We start from the raw sequence: 22,343 nt of genomic DNA, 5'->3' as shown, positions 1-22,343 counted from the left end.
TGATCGTGGTCGGACCCGAGCCAATCCGACGGGCAAGCCAAACCCAACGGTTATGCGTCACGCCGTCCGGACCCAGATTGATTCACTCGGTCATCACGTTTGGGGCCGGACGGGTGGCGGTTCCAGCAGGCGGCCTAAGGGGCAAAGTCTGACCGCTGTCGACCTCAGCCGGGACAGGTGCCGTTTGCAGGGACTTCAGGAAGGAAGAGGCTTCGCCGCTCGCAAGGGGTCAGTTCGCGAGGGACGGTACGCCGGGCGTATTCAATAAGCTCCTTGGGCGTCTGGAAGACGCGAACGATGCTGACCCTTTGTTCGCCGGAAACAATCGCGACATGGGTGCCGTCGGAGCTGAAAGCTGCGCGTGTAAAGCCCGGTCGAAAGGTTGCTTCGTCCTGGCTGCCAAGGACAGCAATCTGGCGCCCCGATTGCGCCGCCCATAATCGGACCGTTCGATCTTCGGTCGACGCGGTCACGACATACAAGCCATTGGGGCTGAATTCGGCGCTGTCCAGCGCGCCGCTGTGGCCCCTGAGAACCTTTTGCAGATCGCCTGAGACGCTCCAGATCCGGGCGGTCCCATCGCGCGAAGCGGTTAGCAACGACTGACTGTCGGGACTGAAGGCGACCACCGTCACCGCGCCGGTATGTCCCTCCAGCGTTCTGACGCTTGTCCCCTCGGTGGTCGACCAAATTCGGACCGTGTGGTCGAGTGAGCCCGTGGCGACGAGTTGACCGTGAGGGTTGAAGGCCCCTGCCGTGATGCGATCCTGATGCCCGACAAGAGCACGTAGTTCGACTCCGCTCGTCGTCATAAGGTGTCCCACATTGTCTTCCCTGGTCGAGAGGATCAGACGTCCGTCAGGGCTAAGAATGGCTTGCGGCAGATTGCTGCTAGTATTGATGGCGGCCAGCTCGGTGCCGGTCGTGGCGTCCCACAGTTGCGCGGTGCCGTTGATCCATGCGCAAACAAGCGATTTGCCATCGCGACCAAACTGGATCTTGATCAGTCCGGCATCTGATAGGAACTGGGCGGTCTCGTGTCCCGTGGCCACGTCAAAAATTCGGACCACGCCCTCAAGAGATGCCGTGGCGACGCGCCTCCCATCTGGGCTGAACGAGGCGCTTTGAATGATCTCATGCGTGTTGAGGCGGATTATCTCGCGCCCGCTCACTACATCCCACACGTGCGCCGCGCTGTCACCGCCGCCGGTCAGCAGGTGGACGTTGTCGGGACTGAAAACCGCGAAAGTCGGCCGATATTCATGTGAGAGCGAGGTCGTCAGGGCGCCGTCGACATCCCAAAGCCGAGCGGTGCCATCGTGTGAAGCAGTGAGTAGAATGTTGCTGTCGACCGGGCTGAATTCCAAATGCTCGACCAAGGATTCGTGACCGGCGATCGTCGTCACCAATGAGGCGCGCTCAGCGTCCCAGATGCGGATCGGCCCATTGATCGAGGTCGTCGCAAGGAAGCGGTCGTCCTTGGTGAAAGCACCGTTCATCTCCACATCGCGTTCATCTGTATCGATCTCAGGCTTCAGCCCCGAAACCTCTTGGCCGAGCACTTCATCCAGCGTTCCCAACGTTCCATCCCAAATCCGGGCAGTGCCATCGAGGGATACCGTGGCGATCCGCTGACCCCCGTGGCTGAAAATCACGCCGTTCAATTGTGTGTCGCTCTTGCTGCCGGCCAACTTTGCGATCTCCGTTCCTTTCGACAAATCGAAAAGGCTGGAAGTGTCGCGGTGTGAATGCCAACCCCACGGGCCGGCCACCATCCGGCTTCCGTCCGGGCTGAACGCCAGGGTGTAGGGCCAGGAGGTCACTCGGATCGACTGCGTCAGCGCGCCGTCTGCGGTATTCCAGATCGAAACAAAATGCTTGCCCGCCGTCGCGAAGCTGCGGCCGTCTGAACTGAAAGCAGCACGCGTATATGCGTCGCTGCTTACACCCAAGACTTTCTTTCCGGTTCGGGCATCCCAGAGCGTTGCATCGCTGCTCTCCCCCGCCGTCAGCACCCGGGTGCCATCCGGGCTGAAGATTGCCGTCGGGTAATTGCCTAGCGGCCGCAGGATGTAGAGCTGCTCTCCCGAGACGGCGTCCCAAAGACGTGCAGTGCCGTCCCTCGCGGCCGTCAGGATACGGGTCCCATCGGGGCTGAATTCGGCCCTCTCCACGGCCCCATCATGACCTTTTAGAATTGCAGTTTCGGTACCGGTGGCGATGTCCCAGACGGCTGCGGTTTTGTCGTAGGATGCGGTGACAACACGATCACCTGTAGGGTTGAATGCCGCATGCGCCACACTGGCGCCAGGGCGGAGGATTTTGATCTGCCGGTGCGCCAGCAGAGCCTTGTAGAGGGCTGCTTCCGCCTCGAAGAGATATGGCCGCTCGGGTTGCTCTTTCGACGGCAGCGCCTCAAGTGCCAACCGGATCGCAGCCTCGGTGTTGCCTGCCGCGGCGGACCGCTCCGAAAGGAACGAGAGCGAAAGGAACTGATTGCGCAGGGCCTGATCGCGTTGGCCCCTTGCTTCCTCCCGCGCTTTGAGGGCGACCAATGCGCCTGCACCTGCCATAAGAGCGAGCATTATTGCCACGACAGCGGCGTTCCGTGTCCGTCGGGCAAGCCGGTTTGCTGCGGCAGCCGCGAGGCTCCGGCGCTCGGCCTCCCGCTCCAGGCGCTCGCGTTTTGCCTCTTCGGCGGCCGCGACCAGTGCTAGCTCTGCGTGACGGTCCTTCTCCTCCTTCTGCCGATGGGTACGCAAGGACTCCTCGATGTATTCAAGGACGGCTTCGTCGACCTCCTCCCGCCTTGAAAGCATCAACTCTTCGCCCTCCGCCAGACGTTTGCCGGACGGAAGGAGAAGCTCTCGATTCCTGCTTTCCAGGTGCCATCGGTGGGCGTCAGCCCTCAGGCGTTCGCGCGTCGCGAGGAAGTTGCGGTTTGCATTCACAATGTCACTGGCGCGCGGCCAACGGCTCAACAGGGCCTCATGTGCAAGACGAACGAAGACATGCCCTGCGGCGTCCTCGTCGCTGACGAGGAGCCGGGCCTCGATTAATGCCCTGACGAGGGCCGATCGCGCGGGAGTGCCCGCGACTTCGGTATACAGCGCTGCACGTGCCGTGACTGTTTCATCGCCCAGGTTCGCCGTGGTGAGGGCGCGCAGCACCGCGGGCAAGGCCTCCTGGATCCCGGGCGCCAGCAAGTCCAGGACTTCGTCGGCGCGGCGCGCGATTGCGCCTTCGAGCCCGCCGAGCGCACGATAGTGCGCAAAGGTGAGAACGCGTCGGTCGCCACTGGCTTGGTACAACGCGTCGAGGACAAACTCGAGAAGCGGCAATGATCCGGGGTCCGCAGTTGCTGCCGCCTGCAGCACGTCATCGAGCCGCCCCAACTCGGCACTCTCCTCGAAGCGGAGCCCGGCCACGACCGCAGGTTCGCGGATCATCTGCGCGATCTCTGGGCCGGTTGGTGGCAGAAGTTCGTAGCTGGCGAGGCCGTCCTTGAGCGCCGAGAAACCTTGGACCTCACCGCAGCGGTGAAAGAAATCCGAACGGATCGCCGCTATCATCCAGACCAGTCCGCTCGCGGCCAGCACCGCCATGAACCGCACAAGGGCCTCGCGCGTCGCCGGCTGCTTCTCCGTCGTGAACAGCTCCTCCAGTTGATCTATGACAACAAGCAGTCTGATCTGCGAGCGGGCCGGCCCAGCGGCCTTGCGAAGTGCCTGTCGGACCATCGCCAAGGCACGATCCGGCGTGTCCCTGCAGAGTCGAGCGAAATCCGCGGCTGTTGCTTCTGAGGACAGCTCCGGCACAGCGGCGTCGTGAAGCAGCGCCGCAGCCAACACAGCGAATGCATCCGGTCCTTCGGAGAGGCGGATCAGGCACCGGCGAAACAAGGATATGCCTGCCACGGCTCCAGGTCGCGTCAATGACGGCAGCAGGCCAGCGCGCAGGAGGGAAGACTTGCCACAACCGCTCATTCCGTAGATGAGCAGGAATGCCGTGCCGTTTGCTGCCTGCTGCTCCAGTCTGGCAGTGCAGGCGGCAATCGCCCGCGCTCGGCCGAAGAATAGATCGGCATCTTCGAATTCGAAGGCATCGAGACCGCGAAATGGCGACCTGACCGGTTCCTCGGACGCAAGACATACGCGGTAGATGCGCAAGGCACGGGCGACATCCTTCAGTTTGTGCTCGCCGAGATCGATGAATTCCAGCGAGAGGCGGTCCTGAGCCTGGGCGCGGACCGCTTCCGTGATGCAAATTCCGCCGGGGCGTGACAAGGTTTGAAGATGAGCTGCGACCTCGACGGCCTCGCCCCTGCGGTGGTCGCCCTCGGCGGCGACGTAACCGAGGTCAACGCCGATGCGGAAGCGCAGCCGCTTTGTCTCGGGAATGTCGCAGTTCCGCCTGTCGACCTCATGCTGGATCTCGTTCGCACACCGCAACGCCTCGACAGGGCCAGCAAACTCCGCAAGGACTGTCTCTTCGACGCTCGCGAAGACACGACCGGCATGTTTTATCAGCAGCCGATCAAGGACCTGCCTGTACGCCGGGGTAGGTGCAGCAATGCTCCGCTCATCCTTGCCTGCGGGCCGGACTTCGGCGGCCAATTCTGCCGCCAGAATTGTAATCAATCTTGGTCCGGCATTTGAGGGAAGGACCAACCTGTAACCGCGCCTCGGCACTGTCTGCACGACGGCCTGGCGACTGTCGTTGAGCGCCGCACGGATCTCGTGAATGCATTGGACCAGGCTGTCATCGGTGACGGCTAGCCCATTCCAGACCGCCTTCATCAGCTCGTCCTTGGTGATGACGCGATCAGCGTTCTCCAGAAGGTGGCGAAGTACCGCGAAGGTCTGGTGGCGAACTGCGATTGTCCTGTTGAACTGGTCGCGCAAGGTCTCCCTGCTCACGTCGGCGGTCACGCCGTTGAGCACGAACGTCGTGGGCGGCGAGCTGTTCAAGCCGGTTCCCCTCAAGCACGAAGCCGCAGTCCCATACTAGCACGGTTTCGCGCTGCGAAGACTGATCATCATTCAGACCGTGCGGGGAGCGCGGATTTCGGCGAATGATCGTAAGCCGTTCGTGACTTGGCGAATGCCCCGGACCGACAATTTCACATTCCATTGTCGGTGAGAGGGGTTCGCTATGGACTGCTTAGTACGGATTGCTGCAACCATGGGTGCAAGACCAGTGCTGCGGCTCACGGGCGCCTTCCTGCTCACCCTGATCTTCGCGACAGCGCCACAGGCTCACTCGACGGGCCGTCCTGCGGGCGGCCTGGCCGAAGTCGATTTGCAATTGATCCTTGCCGTGGACGTCTCGCCGTCGATGAGCAGAATTGAGCAAAAAGTGCAGCGCGACGGCTATGTTGATGCTTTCCGCCACGCGGACATCGCGATGGCAATCAGGGCCGGAGAACTGGGAAGAATCGCAGTGCTCTATCTGGAGTGGGCCGGGCCAAATCAGCAAACCGTCATCGTGCCGTGGACAATTGTCGAAAGCCGCGAGGACGCTCTGACTTTGGCGGATAGGCTCGCAGCTCTGTCGTTGACTGAAGGCCGCGGAACGTCGATTTCCGGCGCGTTGCAGGCCGCGAATGGCCTGTTCGCAATGAGCGGCTTGCGCAGCGCGCGCCGTGTTATTGACGTCTCTGGCGACGGACCCAACAATGCCGGAGCACTCATTGACCCCATCCGGCAGTTTCTTCTCGCGGAAGGTGTGACGATCAACGGGCTGCCTATCGCACTACCCCGCATTGGCGAGGCCGACTGGTTTGCGCGGTACGATCCCTCCAGCCTGCAATCCTATTTCGAGCGCTGCGTCATCGGCGGACCGGACGCGTTTGCAATCGGCGTCACCGACGCCGCGATGTTCGCCACCGCGGTCCGTCGAAAGCTGGTTCGTGAAATCTCCATGAACAAGGACCAGGTGATCCACGCCGCGTACACCGAGCGTACCGGCCCCACGGTCGATTGCAACATGATCGGTCAGTTGCCAGGCCGATGACGCACGGCAATGAAGTCCCAGCATGGGAATAGCTTCGCGCATTGCTGCCGACAGTCCAATGTACCAACAGCAGCGATGAATGCGCTCAAAAGGGCTAAAGGGTTGCTTGTCGAGAACTTCGTTTCGAGACCGGAAGGCAAGTTTCGGTTATGTGCAGCCGTTTTCGCCGCTCGTCGTTTTCCAGTCGGCCGCGATCAGCGCCTCCTTTGCCGATCCGCCATGCTTGAGCAGATAGGGTGCCAGACGTGCGTTCATCTGCTCGACGAGCTTTGCGTAGTAAGTTCTGCCCAGAAGGCCGAGTGGCTCAAGCCGGGTCTTGTAGGGCGGGTTAAGTTTCTTAGGGGCGAGGAGAAGCTTCGCCATGCGTCACTGAAGGATTTTCGGGAGGCTGATTAGACAAGGCGGCCGCCGGACCTATGCGGCGACCGATGCGACCTCAAGAATGAAGATTAGCGATGTCTAATGTGGTATTCAGGTTGCGAGGGGATTTCGATGACGCAGTCAAAGCGGTATTTCGCATTGGCGTGGCTCGCACTGATCGGCAATGCCGAGGCCCACGATTGGTATACGGGTAAGACGGACCCCGTTCTTCACTACGACTGCTGTGGAGGCAATGATTGTCATCCTATCGATCCAAGCCATGTCAGGATGAAAAGAGACGGCTATTTCGTCCGGCCGCCCCGCCCCTTCTACCTAAACGAGCCACAAGAGCCGGAGTGGTTTATTCCCAGAGAGCGTGTCCAGACCTCGCCGGATGATCAATATCATATTTGCGAGCGCCTGATGACGTTCTATCGGACGCTGACCCCACACATGAGTTTCGAGGCTTATCACAGGTTTCGATGGACGTGCTTTTTCGCCCCGCCCGGCACTGGTTCAATCGGGCGAAGCTAGAAGAACATTCACATTGCATCCGCTGGCGCGAAGAAGCAGTTTTCGTCTTCTTCCGTGGGATGCAGACAGATGTGGAAGTTGTCATCCCCCGAGGGGATTACGACTTCGTACGGCACGAAGTAGCGGTTCCGACGCGTGACTTTATGATGGTCGCCTGGACGCAGAATAATCACATAGCCATCTGGCCGGGGCGTCACAGTTGAACTGGGAATTTTCCCGCAGTCGCCAGTGAGCGGGTCGCCGTGGCAGCAAGCCGGTGGATAGCCCCAATTTTCATCCGGGCCGTGGGCTAACGCCGCACTTCCCTCAATTGCCGCAGCCGTGGCGATCACACCTGCAAAGCACGTTGCCTGTCTTGTCCTGACTGCATGCATCGATTGGGGGCCGCCCTCAACGGCAACTTATGTCGTCAAGGCCATTATATACCATTAGCCTACGCTAATATACGCTGGAAGCCCGCGCCTGTCGGGTATATTCTCCTCCTTGATCGGCGGAGGGATGCCGAAATGCGGGGCTTATTCGCAAGCTTCCTGATCTTGCTATGTGCCGTCACAACAGCGCATGGCGGTGCGCTCCACGACGCGGCCAAGAGCGGCGACCTTACTGCAATCACGGCGGCGCTCGATGCCGGTGCTAACATCGAGGAGCAGGAGAAGGGGGCAACACCGCTATTCCTGGCTGTGCGCAGCGGCCACGTCGAGGCGGCGGAACTGCTGATCAAGCGTGGTGCCGATGTCAACAAGGAAGCGGTGCTCGGCCTGCCGATAACCGTTGCCGTGCTGAAGAACGCCGCCGACATGATCCGGCTGCTTTTGTCGCATGGTGCCGACGCCAACGGCAAGACGCGGGGAGAGCCGATGCTGACCCTCGCGGTCGCCAGTGGCTGCCTTGACTGCGTTAAGGTGCTGGTCGAGGCGGGCGCTGACGTCAACATCATCTGGGTCCAGGGCGATCCCAATCAACGGCCGGGCATCATCACGGCCTACCATCTCGCAAAGCACGATGATCATGAGGACATCGCCGCCTACCTTTTGGAGCATGGCGTCGTCATCCTGAAACCGGAGCCGATTTCCGCCCGGCTCGCGGAGGGCGACCCCACCAAGGGCGCGGCCTTCTTTGCAAGCACCTGTGCCCCTTGCCATGTCGTGCGGCCAAAGGAACTTCCCACCATCGGGCCGAACCTTTGGAACGTCGTCGGTCGCGACAAGGCATCGACGAAGTTCGAGCGTTACTCCAAGACCCTGCTGGGCTGGGAGGGAAACTGGACCTACGAGGACTTGAACATCTTCCTCGCCGGTCCCACGCTGACGAAGCCCGGCGTCAACATGGATATTCGCGGGGTGCCTGAAGAGGCCGATCGGCTGAACGTGATCGCCTATCTCAGAACGCTCGCCGACACACCGATGCCACTGCCGTAGGGGATGTGCGTTTAGCACGGCCATGTGTAGGTTGATCCTCACCCTTGCCTTCGTGCTCACCTGTGGCCGGGTGTCCGCAGGAGAGCATTGGTCTGCTGAGGACGGCGACACGCTGTGGCACGACAAAACGAATTCAATTGCTCGGTTTTGATGCCCCCAAACTTTCGCAGGCGTGTTTTGATGCCGCTGGCAAAATCTGGCCCTGCGGCAAGTATGCGCGTGACCACATCCAACATCTTATCGCCTCAGGCGATGTATCCTGCATCGTCGAGGGCAAGGACGGTTATAACGACGACCTCGGCGTCTGCTTCGTGGGAGGCATCGATCTCGGACGGGACCTGGTGAAACACGGATTGGCGGTGGCCGACACTCGATACCTTGCCGAGGAGCAAGAAGCCCGCATTGCCAAACGCAACTTGTGGGCAGGGAGCGTCAGCAAGCGGCGATAGCAGCTGGGCGTCCACCCCGATCGATACCTTTCTCTGATTATGGCTGATAATTATGGCTGGCACTTGCAATAGCGGCATGTCACTCGCACCACGCGCAGCGTGTCGATGGCGAGAGACGCCAAGCGAAAGAGTCGGCCACAGCATCTGCACCGCTTCCGTAAGGGATAGGGCCGGTCGCGTCGTCTCTGCCGCAACGTTGACCGTTAGGGACACGTGGCCGACTGCGGGAGGGAGCAATTTCGTCCGGGAACATAATCCATTGCTAAGGTTTCGATCGTGAGGGCGAGGATCAGAGGCCGGGCGACCTCCGAACCTGGAACGCCAATCCTCTTCGTTCACGAAAGAATCGATGGCATTTGCGAAATAGTCGCCGAATGTTAGAAAGCGGTCCGTATCATCCTCGGCGTGCCGCGACGAGACAGCGCGGCGGCCGCTCTAACAGGCGGGCGAAGGCAAACCGAGAGATCAGAAAACGGAAGTCAGAACCTCCAGTTGAGGGATGGCGAATCGCTACCTACTTGCGGGGTTCCGCAGCTATGGACGCATCAGCGCCTTTCGAGCGTATTGAACCCAATGCGGACCTTCACCTTTCGGCCCCAATGCGGACGTTTGAAGGATAAGGGGCAAACCCCGGTATGGGCCAGCGAATGTGCTCCGCACCTTGTAGATTCTCACACCAGATCAATAATATATCGTAAAATTGCACATTGCAGCGAAGGCGAGCAATGTGTGAGAAATGGCGAAAACGCCAGCGAAAACAGCCAACCGAGCGCCGCACAATGTGCGCCCTTTTATCTTGCCGTCTTAATCGGTCGTACTTTGTGAGGCTTGTTTTCCATCGTCGTTCCTCTTCCAGTCTGCGATAATACACTACTCTATTCTCTATGCCACGATTCCGTATTCTGGTGTCGAGTTCCGATGCGCCGTGCAGTCTTCCGCGCTCTGCGACGGGATAGTTGCGCTGCTTATTTGCAGCACTGGAACCGTCGTGGCGCACTTTTCCATCGGACTGACGGAGCATCGTCACAGGCAATCCGGCGCGGTCCGGCCGTCTCGCGATCGGCGCGGCCGCAGGCAAGATAACGTGCGTTCCGTCGTTCCTGGTCTGCATCGGTCCTCATCCGCCGGAGCGGATCCCTTGTGTCAGGTGGCGCGCGTCACTTCGGTTCGCTGCGGAATTGCCGACATAGAACGTTCCGTCGCTTCACATGGCGTGCATGATCACCGCCAGCTTGCGCCCCACGGCGACGTAGGCTTTGCGGTGGCAGGAGCGTTTGGCATCGCCTGGCCCCCGGTCTTGACCTTGTCCCTGCCCTTGAAGCGCGTCATCAGCCCCGAAGCCGCGCGTCGTAAAGCGAGCGTCGCACATCAGCACTGCCGGCTTTATATGCGACCCTGAACGTCGATCGAGGTGCGCGACCGCAAGCGCCGCGAGGTCAGTCCGAAGTAGGCCGCGACGTCACGCGAGCGACGGAAGCTCGGCGGATCGTCGATCGCCGTCATGAACGAACGTGCTGTGACTGGCTCGACGCCGCGTCGTCGGCACAGTTCGCTGCGAGCCACCATTTTCACGACCAGATCGTGCGGCCGGCAGTACTGCCTCCATTAGCGCTGCAAGCGCCGAGAGCATGGCGCCCAGCAGCTTGCACGACAGGGGATCTTCCGCCACCGCAGTGCGCACCGCGTGATCGAAGGCTCCTCGGCCGACCTTGCCAAGGCGGATGCCGAACGCCTTTAACGAATGGCGTATGGCGTTCCCCAAGTCGAGGAACTTGGCCTTCAGATTGCGCCGATGTGTCAGCAGAAGCTTCGTTCGGTAGCACCTTTCCGACGTGATATTGGCCCGCCGGAACCAGTCGGTGCGCATGATGTGGGCGATGCCCAGCGCATCGGCCTTGTCAGTTTTGTTGCGCTACGCCGACATCGCTGAGCGCACGTGCTGCTGCACCAGGGGCAGGGTTCGACGGCTGGGCTTGCTCACCCGAGCTCCTGAACGATAACCCTGCATAGCAACGGTTATGCGTTCAGCCGTGCTCGACCTTCGCTGGCGATCCGATATCTGACAACCCGAGTCGCGGACGCTTGCATCTTGCTCCCGATAAGCCATGATTTGTCCAAATTGGGCAGGGGCGCCTAGCTATGAATCGTCAGATGCAGGGACTTATCGCGGCAGCATGCATCGCGGTGATCGCGGGGGTCGGATATTACTTTTGGGGCGAATTCTCCAGCTATCGAGCGCGGGCAGCGGAGGAAGCGAAGGTAGAGAGCGTTCGAGCCGAGCTGTTCGATTTAGCCGAGGCAAAATCATATGAACCCGAGAAAGTTCGAATGATGTGCGCGCGGCTAAGGGAAAAGCTGGAGACGGAATTAAAAGACAATGACATGGCTAAACAGGCCTTTGTGAATTGTCGCGTTCTCCGATACGCCGATTGATCCGAATGGCCTTCCGGTGCGGCTTTACAGAATGAAGGCTGACCGCGTAACTCAGCCGTAATGCCCCTAATCAAGCGGTATATTGAAAGCCAACGAGTATGTCAGAATCACACGTAGGCCCGCATTCCATTTATGAGGGCCACCCCAAAGGGCCAATCGATCTCGACAGCGAGGTCACTGCTGTCCAATTTGACGGCGAGCTTTCCACTATATCGACGGCCCGCGTTCGCCTTGATGAACGTTTGCGGGTTCTCGTGGATTGGGCGGAAACATCAAAGAAGCCGGACCTCCACATCCACGATAAGGATCTGCGCATCAGCTTGGACAATAGCGATCCGATCGAATTTTTCGTCAACAATCACCAAATGAACTTGGTTAGTGGCGAGGCCAAATTTGAAGCAGAGCCGACAAGGGAACCTGCCTTGCTCTCCGGAAACCCGTCCAACGAGGCCTTCGGGTTAATAGTGAACGGACCAAGGCTGAACATCCCGAGGCTAGACGGTCTCACCTTCGTAAATGAGAATTTGAAGGTAACCCTGCACGTTTTCGACCATACGCATACACTCTACCAGGGGCGCGAGCGCCTACATATTTCAAAGGCAATAACTCACTATTTCACCGCGTCTACGATAGACGGCGTGGAGATAGACGGTTCAACGTTGTTCAAGCAGGTTGGGCGTCTGGTTGATTTTCTGGGATTCGTGAAGGGCATCCGAGTTGGCTTTGGCCAAATGAGGGGTAGTCCGAAAGTCGCCGACAGCTACCGGTTGCTCGGCTTCACAAAGCACGATCGTTTCGAGCCCCCCGCGAACTGGTACTATCGATCGCTGACGGAAAACCTGCCCGCACTTTTCGAAGACTATGTCCGTCGCCTTGCGGTGATCGAAGGAAAACGCACGCTCGGTCGCGCGTTGCAGTACTACAAGGCTGGAAACTACACCCAGACCGATGCCACCGAAATCGCGCTCATAATGTCAGCTGCTGGCTTAGAGACCATGGCCTACTATGTCCTCTCCACGGAGGGTGGCTGGTCGAAGGCGCTATTCAAAAGTGCCACACTTGCTGATAAACTTCGCGCCTGCACCCGCCTTTTGAAGGTTAAGGGTGACCCTACCGAGAAATCCGAAGCGCTGACAAAGATAGTGAAGGCCAAAAGCAACGATAAATACGACGGATTCACACTTCTTGCGGATTTTCGAAACGGACTAACTCATCCAGGAGAGCTTAGCTACACCGGAGAGGAACTGCTACACGCGTGGTTTGCGACACAATGGTTGCTAGAAGTTCTAATTCTGGCCTTCCTTGGCTACAGCGGCAAATATCAGGATAGACGCATGCAGCTAGGTGGCAGGGCGGGAGCTCATGACGACCTTCCGATTGAGAAAACGGCGTGAATGCAAGATCTGATGCACCATCTGCTTTCAACCTCTTTGTAGCGTGGCATCGTGTAGGCGAACGAGGCAGGCGGCATGGCGTTGCGTCAATCCGCCTAGTCGGCTAGAATAACTAAATGATGGATCTAGCAGCTCATATGTTTGATCTTCTAACGGCGCTGCTTGGCTTGGCAACTGTAAGCCTTCCTGCGTTCTTGTTTTTTAAAAATACCTAAAAAATCGATATCTTCTTTTTTTATGCGAACGAAAACACCCTCGCCAGATCGGGAATCTTGAAGGACGTTGGCACAAAGAACTGGATGTCCTTTGCGAGACTTCTGGCGCAAGCCAAACGAGTGGCCGACAGTCAAATCTCGGAACGAGAGTTTATCCGGGCGGTGATGCCGGGGCAACCAGTGCGCGCGATCTGCACCCAACCTCTCAAACATAAAACCGTGTCGCCATGGTGCTGGCGTAGGAGCCTAACACCACATCCTTGAAAACTGGCTTCCCATTTTCAACCCAGTTCGTGAGCATCACTAGGCAGAAATTCACTGAGGCTGCCCCGTCAACGCCGGACCAGTTCCTTGACATGCTTGTGCTTGAATTCGCTACGTGTCGCCTGACGATCCGTTCTCGTATTCAAGTAGATCAGCAACACCCTCCGGCCATTTGTTTTCCGAGCCACATCTTGTTACTGATTGTCATCGTCGGGTGCCTAGTTGACGAGTCGCCATTTCGGACGTCCGAGGATGCAGTCCCAGTGAACAGTGCCGGTAGCAAAGGCTAGCAGGCTTCGACAGCTTGAGGTGACTAAGCATGGATGTTCTGTGGTTCCTGAAAGAGCGAACGAAATTCATCCGCAACTACTACGAGACGGCCGGTGCGCCGTTCCGTGAAACCATACGCAAAATCGAGGCGGAGGAAGCGCCCTACGAACCGCCCTACAGTGAGGACGGAGAACCGCCGTTTCTCGCCGAATGGGGCGCTGCAGATACTTCTCTGGAGATTTTGGGGGCTACATGCATTTCGATGCTGTCGGAGTCCCTCAAGCTCTACTTTTCGACATGGGAGGAACTGCTAGGGGCAAAATGCCAGAAAAATTTCTCTGGCTCGTTCAAGGGGAAGGGCTTTGTCACCGGCTACAGGGATTGCTTCGGCGCAATCCTCAAAACTGACTGGAGCACCTGTCCCGCTGACTTCGCCGTCCTCGAACAAGTAGTAATGGCCCGCAACGCGGCAGAGCATCCGGCCGATATCGTATTTCTGCACCTGAATCATCACGAGAACCTGCAACAGAAGTTACCGACTCCGGTCTTCATAAGCGAATATGAAAAACGGCTCATTGAACAAAATGCGCAGGTGTGGCCGCGTCTCCAACTTGTGGTGACCGGGAATGCCCTATTCGAGGCTATTCGACAGGTCGAGCTACTGGCGGAATGGATGGAAGAGCGCCTATTCAACGTGCTCTATCCCAGCAGCCGCGCGGGAAGACTTTGACGGGAATTAGAAGACGTGAATCGACCTAGGGACTTTCTCGACGGCTGGACGGCCATCTCATCCAAGCGGCGCAGCGACGAAAGGCTTACGTTCAATGGCTGATGGGGAAAACGCGGAAAGAAAAGAAATCCCCGGCGTTACTTTCGTAGTTCCGCTAGATGCATTTCGGCGCGACGCGGTGCAAAGTGCGATCGCGGCAACCGCCGTGGTAGACAGTAGCGACATCTACGCTCGCATTCATGAAGGAAATGCCGCCGCCAAGACAGCCGGGGATGTTGACAGCTTATCGGCGTTGGACGTGCTTGGACAAATTTCAACTTACCATTTTGTGCCAGATGATCGTATTGAGCCGTTTCGTCCTTTGGCAATCATGGGCGGACGAAGGTCGCCAATCCCGGCTGACCTCCTATCCGATCAGATCGTCATCCTGGCGGAGTTGGTGCCCAACATTGGTCACCACGCCTTTCGAGCAAGAGTCGCTGATGTCTGCTGGTTGCTAAATAAGAAGGACGCGGCCTCAGGCCTCCGGGCCGTCTCATCGTATGGTCAGTGCATCAAGTTGGTTCTGGACGGTGAAGCCAAATTCGACTTCGAAGAAAGCAATCCCGCTAGTGTACCGGCAGCCGAGTATCTGACGCGGGCAACAATCATCGCACGATTAATGGGATGGAAGCGAAGTGAATTCGACCCGTTGCGACAGATCATTGCCAACGTGTCGCAACGTGCTCTAGATGCCGATGATGGATGGGGCTTCATCCACATTGGTCCTATCAATCTAAGCAATCACGTTTGGGAATTGGTCCAGACAGCACAGGCCGCTGAAATTCTCGCGGTAAGCGTCAAGCTTGGTGATGATCACCCGGCCCGCCGTTCTCTATGGGAACTCGCGGGGCGCGCTTACCTAAGTGCCAAAGATGCCGAAAACAGCAATCGATGTTTGGTCGAAGCAGCCGAGACATACGTCGCGGATGCCGATGCGCGACAAGATTCGGCCGCCGTGCAAGTGCATTTCCTCAACGATGCGATTCAAGCATTAAGACCCATCCCTGGGACTGTCGATCGACGACGGGCTTTGCAAGACCGATTGAGTGCGATCCAGCCTCGCATAACGGACGAAATGTCCAGCTTCTCACATCAAATCAACATTACAGAACTCGTGGAGGCGGCCGAAGCTGACGTTCGCGGCAAGCCGCTCGCGCAAGTCATTCGTAGATTGCTTATGTGCGAGAGCTCACCCGATCCTGACAAGCTGCGCGATCAGGTTCTGAACGCAAGCTCTGGAAGCCTAGCCGCTATATTCTCAACGACTTTGAGCGACAGCCAAGGCCGAACTCGCTTCATTGCACCCGGTCTCGATCTCAACGGTCCGCCTGACGAAAATCAGGTCCGATTCATGATCAATCAGCATGACCGAATTCGACGTAACCTTGTTGTAGAGGGAAGAATTCATCCTATCAGGCGGGTCCTTTGGGAGGAGCATTCCATTTCTGTGGACACGCTGTTGCCGCTCATGCGGGCAAGTCCCTTCGTCCCACCTCGCCACGAGTATACCTTTGCAATCGGTGCTGCCAAGTTCGTCGGCGGCGACGAACTCGAAGCCGCGCATTTGATCCTGCCGCAACTGGAAAACTCACTTCGCTACATCCTCAGCTCGTCGGGTGTAGAAACCAATCGCATCAATCAGGATGGCACACAGGAAGAGGCCATGCTTAGCCGTCTGCTAGGGGAGTTCCGGGAGCCCCTTTTGCAACTCATGCCTGCCGCCCTAATTGAGGAGATAGACCGTTTGTTCAACTTTCGTGGCGGACCTGCGATACGCCATGAACTTGCGCACGGGAAAATGACCGATGGCGAGTTCTGGAGCCCGGACGTAACCTATTCGATATGGCTGGTCCTGCACATCGTCATTTTACCAACGTTGCGTTTCTGGGATGATGTCGCGGCCGAAATGTCGCGTCGTGGTCGATAGGGACGGTTTCTCATCCGCCGCAGCGGAACTGGTTTTGTTCAGACGGCTGTGTGCGCGCGCCCCACATTCAATGGTGGTGGAATGCCGCTTTAGCCGGCAATAAAAGGCCCCTCGGCGCCTTCGCCATCAACGGCAATGATGAAATTCTTGTCCCTATCGGCTCGGCTGTGGTGAGCGGTCCTTGTTCCGCTTGTCTGCGACGTAGTTCTTCCATTCGATTGTTCGCCCTCGTACCCACGCCGCAGCAGCTTCTGGCCCAAAGCGTGGATTGACAGAAACCGAAAGTTTACCCTAGGCCCAGAGGTGGGCCCGTGGTAGTAATAGCGGAACCTTAACATGGACGGTTAGAATATGGCAAAGCCCCCGAAAAGTTCACCTGAAACAGCGGCGCCGACAGCCGGCCCAAAAAACAGAATAACTCTGACTATCGTTGTTAATGGTGAGCCAGTGGCTGTGGAAGCCAATGTCAAGTCGCCGTTGCATACAGTTATCGCTAAGGCGCTAGCTGATTCCGGGAACGTCGGCCAGCCGCCGGAGAACTGGGAGCTGAAGGACGAGGCAGGAGTTGTCCTAGATGCAAGTAAGAAGATCGAGGACCTTGGGATCATTGAGGGCCAGAAGTTGTTCCTGAGCCTCAAGGCCGGTGCAGCAGGTTGATCGAAGGTCAGTTCGTCGACGAGTCGGTTTCTAGGCGCAAGTATGACCGCGAAGTCGCGCAGTACCGAAAGCTTGACCATATATATCGTCGGCGAGGCTGGTTCCTTGTCGAGGCCGAGTTTCCGACGGTAGTCGTGTTGTTTGCCGCCCTTAAAGTTAAGCCCCCGGCACTGGTTTGCGCAGTGCGATTGGATTTTACCAACTACGACCTTGCCCCACCGTCGGTGAAATTCGTAGATCCTGGTACCGGCGCGGAACTGCCCTTCAAGAACTTGGGCTTCCAGATGCTCCGTTTGAAGGGCGTCGAAAATGCCTCGCCTGAAACGATAACGGCTCTAGCGCAGCAACAACGTCTACCGGCTCAATCTTTGCTTCAGGCACACGACCCTGACGATGTCCCTTTCCTTTGCTTGCCCGGGGTACGCGAATACCACGACCACCCGGCCCATACAGGTGACTCATGGCTTTTGCATCGTCGCTCTGGAGAAGGCTCCTTGCACTTTATTCTAGAGCAAATCTGGGCCAGCGGAATCAACCCGATCCAAGCGGCCAATTACCACATTCAGATCGCCTTCGCGGGGTTCCAGCACAACCCGGCGGCCTTTCCAAGGTAAGGAGCAGCCTTGCCACTGCCGAAAAATTCATTGTCCCCCGGGCTGCATTCGATGATGTGCACGCGCATCTAGTCGAGGTAGGGCGATCCGGATACGAGGGACTGGGCCTTTGGGTCGGTCGCATAGGAGCGGGCACAGCCACAGTGGAACGTGCACTCATTCCGGAGCAGAGGCTCATTCGTGGCCCTGCTGGTGTCGGCGTGCTAGTCGATGGGGCCGAGTTGCACCGTATCAACGTTTGGCTCTTCGATAATGGTCTACGCATCCTGGCGCAGATTCACAGCCACCCTACGGATGCGTATCACTCCGACACTGACGACGATAATGCGTTAGCAACGACAGTAGGCTCGCTTTCCCTGGTCGTTCCAGACTTCGCGAGAGGGCCGGCGGATTTGTCCCAAACGGCCGTCTATCGGCTTAACGGCGCCGGTGACTGGATCCCCGTAACCGCCGTGGATGTAGCACGTCTCATTGAAATTGTGGATTGACCTAGCATGGCGCTCGCAAGCTATTTCGGCCGTGCCGCAACCGCCGCCTCGCAAGTGCTGCAGGGATTCCTGACAAAGGATTTCGAGCAGCTACTGAACGGGTTGGTGATTGGAATTGCCTTTGACGAAAGTGCCTGCTCTAGCGAGGGCAGAGCATCGCTAGATCTCGCGGTCCGGCTGGTCGCCCGCCTTTACCCCAATATCTGTTTCCTTCCGGAAGGCGACGAGGCCAAGAAGTTGGCACGTAGCCTCAGTGCGCTAGCGCGCTCTATAAACGGACAAATCGATATAGTCCGCCCACGCGTAGGGGCGCCTTCGCAGTGCCTGGTCGTCGGCTCGGCAAGCCCGGATGTCGCCTGCCCTCAGATGTTCTTGGGGTCTGACGGTTGGATGGCCAAATTCTCGACAGAGCAGCCGGTGGGTTCCGGCAATAGTAGCAATATGTTCGGTGCAGGCGCGGCAGCGTGCATCGCGGCATCGAATTTGTTTCGAGTGATATTCAACGAGCAGATGGGCGGGGCGACGGTGGACCGTTCTGTTTCGTTCTCACTGTTTGACTACGCGCCTGGATCCGACGCCAACCCGCCGCTTGAGACGAACACCATCCTCGATGCCGTGTTCCTGTTAGGACTAGGTGCAATCGGCAACGGTGCGGTATGGGCCCTCGCGCGCGTGCCCGGCCTCCAAGGGCAGTTGGGGATCGTCGACGACGAGGAGATCGACCAAGGTAACCTGCAGCGCTATGTACTAGCTCTGGAAAAGGACGTCGGCCGCAGCAAGGTGAAGCTTGCCCGACGTCACCTGACATCTCAAGCTCGCTTGTCGATTGAGGAGCACCCTTACAAATGGCAGACCCTAGCGGGGTCGCACTCGCTGCAGCACGTTGCGATCGCACTAGATACAGCGTCTGATCGCATCGCGGTCCAAGCTACCTTGCCTCGCTGGGCCATCAACAGTTGGACGCAGCGGGGGGATCTTGGCGTGTCGCATCATCGCTTCGATGGCGAACTGGCCTGCCTGGCGTGTCTTTATCTTCCTACTGGATCCGTTCCGGATGAAGATCAGGTCATTGCTCAGGCACTAGGCCTCGAGGACCGAAAAATGGATATCGTGCGACCCATGCTTCACAGTGGCGCGCCCGTCAACGTGGAATTAATGCATGAGATCGCAAGCCGCCTGACGGTCCCTGTTGGGCCGCTACTCCGATTTGTTGGCCAGCCGCTAAGAACCTTATATCAGGGAGCGATATGTGGAGGCGTGGTCTTTGAGCTGACAGGGGGCAATAACCCCGTACGCGTCGAAGTTCCGATGGCCTTCCAGTCAGCGATGGCCGGCATCATGCTCGCAGCAGAAATCGTCAAACGCGCCGCCCGCGGGGATACGCCTAGGTGGACAACCGCGAAGCTAAACTTGCTCCGCAAAATGCCCTCTGACGTGATAACAGAGCGCAGAGCAAAGGATCGTCTGGGGCGCTGTATCTGCCAAGATGCGGACTATCTGGATGCATATCGGGCAAGATATAAACCAGTGGCGTCGCACTGACGGCGATGAATTTCCCGCCGCCGTGGCGCCACTAGCGGCTGCAGCCCTCTGATGCCGACGCCATGAGAGGTAATGCATCTCACGGCCGAAGCGCTGCAAAAGCTGACAACCGCCATCGAGTCCACAGAGGGCAGGTAGGCGCGACTGTAGCATACAAACTTGCCGCCCCAATGTCTGCTATCAGGCGCATTGCCGACCGGCAGCCCTGGGCAACTTGACGATCCGTAGATAGGCACACAATGCGGACCGCACGAACCTGGTGCTCGCGACAGGCTCACCCAGCGTATCGAGCCGCGATCACGCCGAGGCCGGGTGGTCGGGCGGTAACTCAGCCATTCTGAACGCCGAACCGCCCTTAAACGCAAAAACCGCCCCGGGTTAGACCGGGACGGTTATTGATTTATGATAAAATCGGTTGCGGGGACAGGATTTGAACGCGGTATTCGAACCGACTTAAAGGAGGGCTATAGCGTAGACGTAGTTCTCATCATCACCCGGCGCGGCGCGCCAAACTACGCTCCGGCCGTCAGGCAGAAGTCGCGATCTCGGTCGCGAAGTCGCGATAGGAGTGCAGCGGGCGGCCCAGGACCTTGGTCAGACGCTCGACGTCGCCGACTTCCGGGATCATGCCGTCGCTGACATAGCGCTCGGCCATCAGGCGCATCTCGTAGGCCATCCACTTCGGCATGAAGGCCGCCAGATTCTGCTCGAACCCGGTGGGGTCATCGCCGCCATAGGCGACCGGGCGGCCCAGGACATCCGACCAGATCGCGGCCGCGTGGCGCCTGCTAAGCGCTCGGGTATCGGCATTCCTCGATCATCTGAAACGGGCCTTTCCCAAGGGGACGCCTGATGAGTTGGCGGCCTATATCGGCGAATGAACAGGAAAGCCGCGATCGACGCGCCATCGAAGGCGTTCATGCGCGTCAAAACCAATTGCAAAATAAAATCAGTCGACCTAACCTAGACCGATTGCACAACGCAATCAGATCGCGCGAATCCATGTGAGGAGCAGGCAATGGCCAAGCTCGTGTTCGGAATGAACCAGTCGCTGGACGGCTATGTCGATCATACGGCGTTCGGGCCAAGCCCCACGCTCTTCCGCCACTTCATCGCGGAGGCTGAGCGGCAGTCGGGCAGCGTCTACGGTCGCCGCATGTACGAGATCATGCGCTATTGGGACGACGAGCATCCCGAGTGGGATGCCGAGCGGCTTGCCTACGCGGCGGCGTGGCGGCGCCAGCCGAAATGGGTCGTCTCGCGCTCGTTGAAGTCTGTAGGTCCCAACGCCACGCTCGTCGAAGATGATCTTGAGGGCGCAATGCGGAAGCTGAAGGCCGAGCGCGACGGCGAGATCGAAGTCGCCGGCCCGGACTTGGCGCGAAGCCTCGCCGAACTGGGCTTGATCGACGAATATCGGATCTACCTGCACCCGGTCGTGCTTGGTCACGGCAAGCCCTATTTCGCCGGACCCCGACCACCGCTCCGCCTGATGGCGCATGATCGGATCGGCGAAGATGTGATCAGGTTGACCTACGCTCCGGCCTGATCTCGCGACGTCCGGCGCGCCTCCGCTTGTCGAAAATTCGTAAGGTCTCAGCTCGCGCGCGGCGCCGTTCGGGCCTGCACGAGCAGCCAGCGTTCAAACCCCCACAAAAGCGTCGGACAGGCCATAAGTGCCGCCGAGCCGAGGCCGAGGGCTGCGCCTGCGTGGCCAGTCCAAAGCGCCAGCCTGCCGCCGAGCCAGGGCGCGATCAGCATCGTGGCGTAGTAGACCGTGTAGAAGAGTCCCATTCCCAGCGCTCGCGTCGCCGGCGCCAGCACCCGCGCCGGCAGGCTCATGATTGATCCGGCTGGGAGCCCGCAGACGAGGCCGAGCGCAACCAATGTGGGCGGCACCGGCGAGCCCCGCCACAACAGCACAATCAGCGCAGCGAAAGCCAGGCAGCTTGCGGCAAGCAGCGTATTGCGGCTTCCCGCGCGGTCCGCGAGGTAACCTCCAAGGGGAACGGATAGGGCCGCGAGCCACAGCACGATGCTGACGGCCGAGCCGGCGGCGGCCGTCGACCAGCCGCGCTCGACCAGCATCGACGGCGCGAAACTGAAGATCATGGCGAAGCCGACATTGTAGAAGGCCCATATCAAGCCTGCCAGCAGCACGGCCCAGACGGCCGGCAGCCCCAGTCGCGCGTCTTGCGCCGAAACCGGAGCGGCGGACTGGCCTGGCGGCCGGTAGAAAAGCCCCACCAGCGCCAGGGCTGTGCCGATAAGCGCCATGACCGCGATCTGCGCGCCCGCAATTCCGAATTCAGCCTGGATCAGCGGCAGCGCGACGAGCGTGAGGGCAATGCCCAGCGGCCATGAGTTGATGAAGATCGCCATCGCCGTGGCGATCTGCCGGCCCGCGAACCAGTCGACCATCATCTTGGTCATGAGCACGTTCAACAGCACGCCGCCTATGCCCGCGATCAGCCGGCCGGCGATTTGCACGCTCCATGAAGTCGAGATGCAAAGCAGCGCCTCGCCCGCCAGCATCATGACCAATCCGGCAAGCACGGTCGCCTTGTCGCCAAAGCGCCGTCCGATCGCACCGCCCGGCAGCGCCAGCGCGATGCCCGGCGCGAAATAGAGGCCTATGAGCACGCCTATATCGGCGAGATTGGCGTTCAGTGTCTTCCCCAGCTCCGGCGCGATGGCCGCGATACTCTGGAATTGCACCGCCATTGCGGCGCGAGCGGCAAAGAGGACTGCAAGGATCGTCCAGCGGCCACGCATGACGATCAGGTCCGGCGCGGAGGGCATGCCTGCCGGCGCATCGGTTGGCTCGTGCAAAAAGACCTGCTTTCGCCCGGCCTGCGCCGCCCGGCGGTCCGGCACTGCGTGCAGGCCAACGCCAACCCTGGCCATACGGCCGAACTGCCCCCTCCCATCTTTTGCCCCACCAAATCTGCGGGCGGCCGCTACGGCCGGCCTGCTGCCTGCGCAATCGAG

Annotated in this window: 13 protein-coding genes and 4 pseudogenes; 13 read left to right on the top strand and 4 right to left on the bottom strand. The window is 59.1% G+C overall.

Going from position 1 to position 22,343, the window contains the following annotated elements; genetic code table 11:
• Window positions 1-164: 164 nt before the first annotated feature.
• A complete protein-coding gene (locus FJ414_RS04840; RefSeq protein ID WP_181181525.1) occupies window positions 165-4,970 on the bottom strand; it encodes a winged helix-turn-helix domain-containing protein in 4,806 nt (1,601 codons plus the stop codon).
• A 229-nt stretch (window positions 4,971-5,199) separates the two neighbouring features.
• On the opposite strand from FJ414_RS04840, the gene FJ414_RS04835 reads away from it, so the two are divergent.
• The 4 genes and pseudogenes from FJ414_RS04835 (at window position 5,200) to FJ414_RS04815 (ending at window position 8,776) form a co-directional block, all read left to right on the top strand.
• Window positions 5,200-6,015 carry a DUF1194 domain-containing protein gene (locus FJ414_RS04835; protein ID WP_181181524.1) on the top strand — a complete coding sequence of 272 codons (816 nt, stop codon included), beginning with the start codon at window positions 5,200-5,202 and terminating at the stop codon, window positions 6,013-6,015.
• Window positions 6,016-6,312: 297 nt separating this feature from the next.
• Window positions 6,313-6,411, top strand: a pseudogene (locus FJ414_RS31715) (ATP-dependent DNA ligase); the annotation flags it as partial.
• A 1,004-nt stretch (window positions 6,412-7,415) separates the two neighbouring features.
• A complete protein-coding gene (locus FJ414_RS04820; protein WP_140641855.1) occupies window positions 7,416-8,327 on the top strand; it encodes an ankyrin repeat domain-containing protein in 912 nt (303 codons plus the stop codon).
• 137 nt (window positions 8,328-8,464) lie between these two features.
• Window positions 8,465-8,776: a thermonuclease family protein gene (locus tag FJ414_RS04815; protein ID WP_181181522.1), complete on the top strand. Its 312-nt coding sequence runs from the start codon at window positions 8,465-8,467 to the stop codon at window positions 8,774-8,776.
• A 1,207-nt stretch (window positions 8,777-9,983) separates the two neighbouring features.
• Here FJ414_RS04815 and FJ414_RS04810 read toward each other — a convergent pair.
• Window positions 9,984-10,718: pseudogene (locus tag FJ414_RS04810) on the bottom strand (transposase); the annotation flags it as partial.
• A gap of 197 nt (window positions 10,719-10,915) precedes the next feature.
• Between FJ414_RS04810 and FJ414_RS04805 the strand changes: the two are divergent.
• From FJ414_RS04805 to FJ414_RS04770, 7 genes are all read left to right on the top strand, one after another.
• Window positions 10,916-11,209, top strand: coding sequence for a hypothetical protein (locus FJ414_RS04805; RefSeq protein ID WP_140641851.1), 294 nt, complete (start codon window positions 10,916-10,918; stop codon window positions 11,207-11,209).
• 98 nt (window positions 11,210-11,307) lie between these two features.
• Window positions 11,308-12,603, top strand: a complete 1,296-nt coding sequence (locus FJ414_RS04800) for a HEPN domain-containing protein (protein ID WP_140641849.1) — start codon at window positions 11,308-11,310, stop codon at window positions 12,601-12,603.
• Between the two features lie 798 nt (window positions 12,604-13,401).
• On the top strand, window positions 13,402-14,082 hold the full coding sequence (locus FJ414_RS04795; protein ID WP_140641847.1) for a hypothetical protein: 681 nt from the start codon (window positions 13,402-13,404) through the stop codon (window positions 14,080-14,082).
• A gap of 94 nt (window positions 14,083-14,176) precedes the next feature.
• The gene (locus FJ414_RS04790) at window positions 14,177-16,051 is read left to right on the top strand and encodes a hypothetical protein (protein WP_140641845.1); all 1,875 of its coding nucleotides are present in this window, start codon (window positions 14,177-14,179) and stop codon (window positions 16,049-16,051) included.
• A gap of 351 nt (window positions 16,052-16,402) precedes the next feature.
• A complete protein-coding gene (locus FJ414_RS04785) occupies window positions 16,403-16,708 on the top strand; it encodes a DUF2604 domain-containing protein (protein WP_140641842.1) in 306 nt (101 codons plus the stop codon).
• On the top strand, window positions 16,705-17,322 hold the full coding sequence (locus tag FJ414_RS04780; protein ID WP_140641840.1) for a putative metal-binding protein: 618 nt from the start codon (window positions 16,705-16,707) through the stop codon (window positions 17,320-17,322). The genes FJ414_RS04785 and FJ414_RS04780 overlap by 4 nt, the downstream gene beginning before the upstream one ends.
• Before the next feature lie 494 nt (window positions 17,323-17,816).
• Window positions 17,817-19,352, top strand: a complete 1,536-nt coding sequence (locus tag FJ414_RS04770) for an E2 ligase fold family C protein (protein WP_140641836.1) — start codon at window positions 17,817-17,819, stop codon at window positions 19,350-19,352.
• 526 nt (window positions 19,353-19,878) lie between these two features.
• Here FJ414_RS04770 and FJ414_RS04765 read toward each other — a convergent pair.
• A pseudogene (locus FJ414_RS04765) lies at window positions 19,879-20,127 on the bottom strand (NmrA/HSCARG family protein); the annotation flags it as partial.
• A 1-nt stretch (window position 20,128) separates the two neighbouring features.
• Here FJ414_RS04765 and FJ414_RS31645 point away from each other — a divergent pair.
• Both FJ414_RS31645 and FJ414_RS04755 read left to right on the top strand, forming a co-directional pair.
• Window positions 20,129-20,233 (top strand): annotated as a pseudogene (locus FJ414_RS31645) (LysR family transcriptional regulator); the annotation flags it as partial.
• 137 nt (window positions 20,234-20,370) lie between these two features.
• Window positions 20,371-20,901, top strand: a complete 531-nt coding sequence (locus tag FJ414_RS04755; RefSeq protein WP_140641834.1) for a dihydrofolate reductase family protein — start codon at window positions 20,371-20,373, stop codon at window positions 20,899-20,901.
• Between the two features lie 47 nt (window positions 20,902-20,948).
• Here the strand turns inward: FJ414_RS04755 and FJ414_RS04750 are convergent, their stop codons facing one another.
• Window positions 20,949-22,184 carry an MFS transporter gene (locus FJ414_RS04750; protein WP_246672299.1) on the bottom strand — a complete coding sequence of 412 codons (1,236 nt, stop codon included), beginning with the start codon at window positions 22,182-22,184 and terminating at the stop codon, window positions 20,949-20,951.
• Window positions 22,185-22,343: the final 159 nt, after the last annotated feature.

It is taken from the genome of Mesorhizobium sp. B3-1-6, assembly GCF_006439555.1.
Classification (GTDB): Bacteria; Pseudomonadota; Alphaproteobacteria; order Rhizobiales; family Rhizobiaceae; genus Mesorhizobium.
Note: the sequence above shows the minus strand (reverse complement) of the source record. Positions and strands in the feature narration are given on the sequence as shown.

What these genes read in the sequence shown, in the direction of transcription:
- FJ414_RS04820 (WP_140641855.1), top strand. Translation starts at nt 7,416, where the DNA reads ATGCGGGGCTTATTCGCAAGCTTCCTGATCTTGCTATGTGCCGTCACA.
- FJ414_RS04755 (WP_140641834.1), top strand. Translation starts at nt 20,371, where the DNA reads ATGGCCAAGCTCGTGTTCGGAATGAACCAGTCGCTGGACGGCTATGTC.
- FJ414_RS04795 (WP_140641847.1), top strand. Translation starts at nt 13,402, where the DNA reads ATGGATGTTCTGTGGTTCCTGAAAGAGCGAACGAAATTCATCCGCAAC.
- FJ414_RS04785 (WP_140641842.1), top strand. Translation starts at nt 16,403, where the DNA reads ATGGCAAAGCCCCCGAAAAGTTCACCTGAAACAGCGGCGCCGACAGCC.
- FJ414_RS04790 (WP_140641845.1), top strand. Translation starts at nt 14,177, where the DNA reads ATGGCTGATGGGGAAAACGCGGAAAGAAAAGAAATCCCCGGCGTTACT.
- FJ414_RS04805 (WP_140641851.1), top strand. Translation starts at nt 10,916, where the DNA reads ATGAATCGTCAGATGCAGGGACTTATCGCGGCAGCATGCATCGCGGTG.
- FJ414_RS04800 (WP_140641849.1), top strand. Translation starts at nt 11,308, where the DNA reads ATGTCAGAATCACACGTAGGCCCGCATTCCATTTATGAGGGCCACCCC.
- FJ414_RS04770 (WP_140641836.1), top strand. Translation starts at nt 17,817, where the DNA reads ATGGCGCTCGCAAGCTATTTCGGCCGTGCCGCAACCGCCGCCTCGCAA.